Annotated in this window: 2 protein-coding genes; both read left to right on the plus strand. The window is 65.4% G+C overall.

Annotated features, from left to right (window positions below):
- Positions 1–532 (plus strand): DUF3471 domain-containing protein (locus AC1DQP_RS19340; protein WP_478052284.1); only part of this gene is annotated, 532 nt, incomplete at its 5' end.
- Positions 533–621: 89 nt separating this feature from the next.
- A complete protein-coding gene (gene smrA / locus AC1DQP_RS19345; protein WP_478052285.1) occupies positions 622–2,454 on the plus strand; it encodes a multidrug efflux ABC transporter SmrA in 1,833 nt (610 codons plus the stop codon).
- The last annotated feature ends 90 nt before the right edge of the window (positions 2,455–2,544 follow it).

A 2,544-nucleotide genomic window follows, 5' to 3' on the forward strand; every position in this document is an offset into this window, starting at 1 on the left:
CGAGCAGAAGCTGGGCATCGTGGTGCTGACCAACCAGGAAGTGGGCGCCGCGTTCAATGCGATCACCATGGACGTGCTCGATGCGTACCTGCAGACGCCACCCACCGACTGGGTCGAGGCGTATGCGGCGGCGGTGGCCAAGGCGCAGGACAAGGCCGATGAAAGCTGGGCAACGCATCAGGCGGCGCGCGATGCCAAAAGCAAACCGTCGCTGCCGTTGGCGCGTTACGCCGGCGGTTACCGCGATGCATGGTATGGCGATGTGTTCGTGGAACGCGACGGCGGCAAACTGCGCCTGCGGTTCGGCAAGACCGCCCAGCTGGTCGGCACGCTGGAACACYGGCAGCACGACACCTTCATCGTGCGCTGGGACGACCGCTCGCTCAACGCCGATGCGTTCGTCAACTTCAGCCTGGATCCGGATGGCAAGGTGCGCGACATGCGCATGCAGGCGATCTCGTCGTTGACCGATTTCAGCTTCGATTTCCAGGACTTGTTGTTCGTCCCGATCGTGGCCGACGCCAAGGGCTGAATACCGCCACCGGCCTGTGATGGAGGCGCGAGTAAAAACACAGGCCGTGGTGGGATAATCGCGGCCTGTCATGTTTTGGGTGCACTGCGATGYTCCGCTGGTTCGAGTCGCTGATTCCGGTGTTTCCGCCCCTCGACGGCCGCATGCCGCCGCGCGGGGTGGTGCCGTTCTACATCCACTATCTGCGCCCGGTGTGGCCGGTGCTGCTGGCCACGTTGATCGCCGGCCTGCTGCTGGCGCTGGTGGAAGTGGCGATGTTCGATTTCCTTGGCCGCATCGTGGACATGGTCGCCGAGCAGCCCGGCAGCGGCTTCTTCGCCCGCCATGCCAACACGCTGTTGTGGATGGCCGRCATCACCCTGATCGCGCGGCCGCTGCTGGTGTCGCTGCACAGCCTGCTGGTCAACCAGGCCATCGTGCCGGGGCTGAGCAACCGCTCGCGCTGGCTGATGCACAACTACGTGGTTCGGCAGAGCCTGAGTTTCTTCCAGAACGACTTCGCCGGCAGCATGGCCAACCGGGTCATGCAGACCGGTACGTCACTGCGTGAATCGGCGGTGCAGATGGTCGATTCGCTCTGGTACATCATCGTCTACACCGGCACCGCGCTGTACCTGTTCGCGCAGGCCGACTGGCGCCTGATGATTCCGCTGGGGCTGTGGATGGCCGCCTACGCGGTGATCATGGGGTACTTCGTACCGCGCGCGAAACAGCGGGCGTGGATCGCTTCGGAAGCACGTTCAAAGGCGATGGGCCGTATCGTCGATGGCTACACCAACATTCCCACGCTGAAGCTGTTCGCCCATGGCGGGCATGAGCAGGCCTACGTGGCTGAATCGATCCAGGACCTGGCGGTCAAGCATCGTGGCCAGACCCGGGTCACCACCGGGCTGGAAGTCACCATCGCCATCGTCAACGGCTTTCTGATCGTGGGCACCTGTGGGCTGGCACTGTGGCTGTGGAACGGCGGCCACATCAGCGTCGGCGCGATCACCCTGGCCACCGGTCTGGTGATTCGCATCCACAACATGTCCGGCTGGATCATGTGGACCATCAATGGCATCTTCGAGGACATCGGCACGGTGCAGGATGGCATCACCACGATCTCCCAGCCGCTGACCGTGCAGGACCGTGCTGATGCGGTGCCGCTGGAGGTCGCACGGGGCGGGGTGCATTTCGACGATATCCATTTCCACTACGGCAAGGCCGGTGGGGTGATGGCCGGGCTCAACCTGGACGTGAAGCCGGGCGAGAAGATCGGCCTGGTCGGTCCGTCGGGCGCGGGCAAGTCGACCCTGGTCAATGTGCTGCTGCGTCTGTACGACCTGGAAAGCGGGCATATCCGCATCGATGGCCAGGACATCGCCGCCGTGACCCAGGAGAGCCTGCGTCGGCAGATCGGGGTGGTTACCCAGGACACGTCGCTGCTGCACCGCTCGATCCGCGACAACCTGCTGTATGGCCGGCCGGATGCGACCGAGGCGCAGTTGCGCAGCGCGGTGGCCAAGGCGCGCGCGGAGGCGTTCATCGAGACGCTGCGCGACGGCGAAGGGCGTACCGGCTACGACGCGCATGTGGGCGAGCGCGGGGTCAAGCTGTCCGGTGGCCAGCGCCAGCGTATCGCCATCGCCCGGGTGCTGCTGAAGGACGCGCCGATCCTGGTGCTGGACGAGGCGACCTCGGCGCTGGATTCGGAAGTGGAAGCGGCCATCCAGGACAACCTGGACGAATTGATGGCCGGCAAGACGGTGATCGCGATCGCGCACCGCTTGTCGACCATCGCGCGCATGGACCGGTTGGTGGTGATGGACCAGGGCCGGATCGTGGAGACCGGTACACACGCCGAACTGGTGGCCGCCGGTGGTCTGTATGCGCGCTTGTGGGCGCGGCAGACCGGTGGATTCGTGGCGGCCGACGCGTAGGGCCGGGGGGCGGTGGGCCAGGCGCTGGGCGCCCATGCCCTTTCCGGCGAATGTCCTCCGGCGTCGGCCTGTTGCCGACACCTCCCCCTT

It is taken from the genome of Stenotrophomonas sp. P5_A8, from assembly GCF_056400545.1.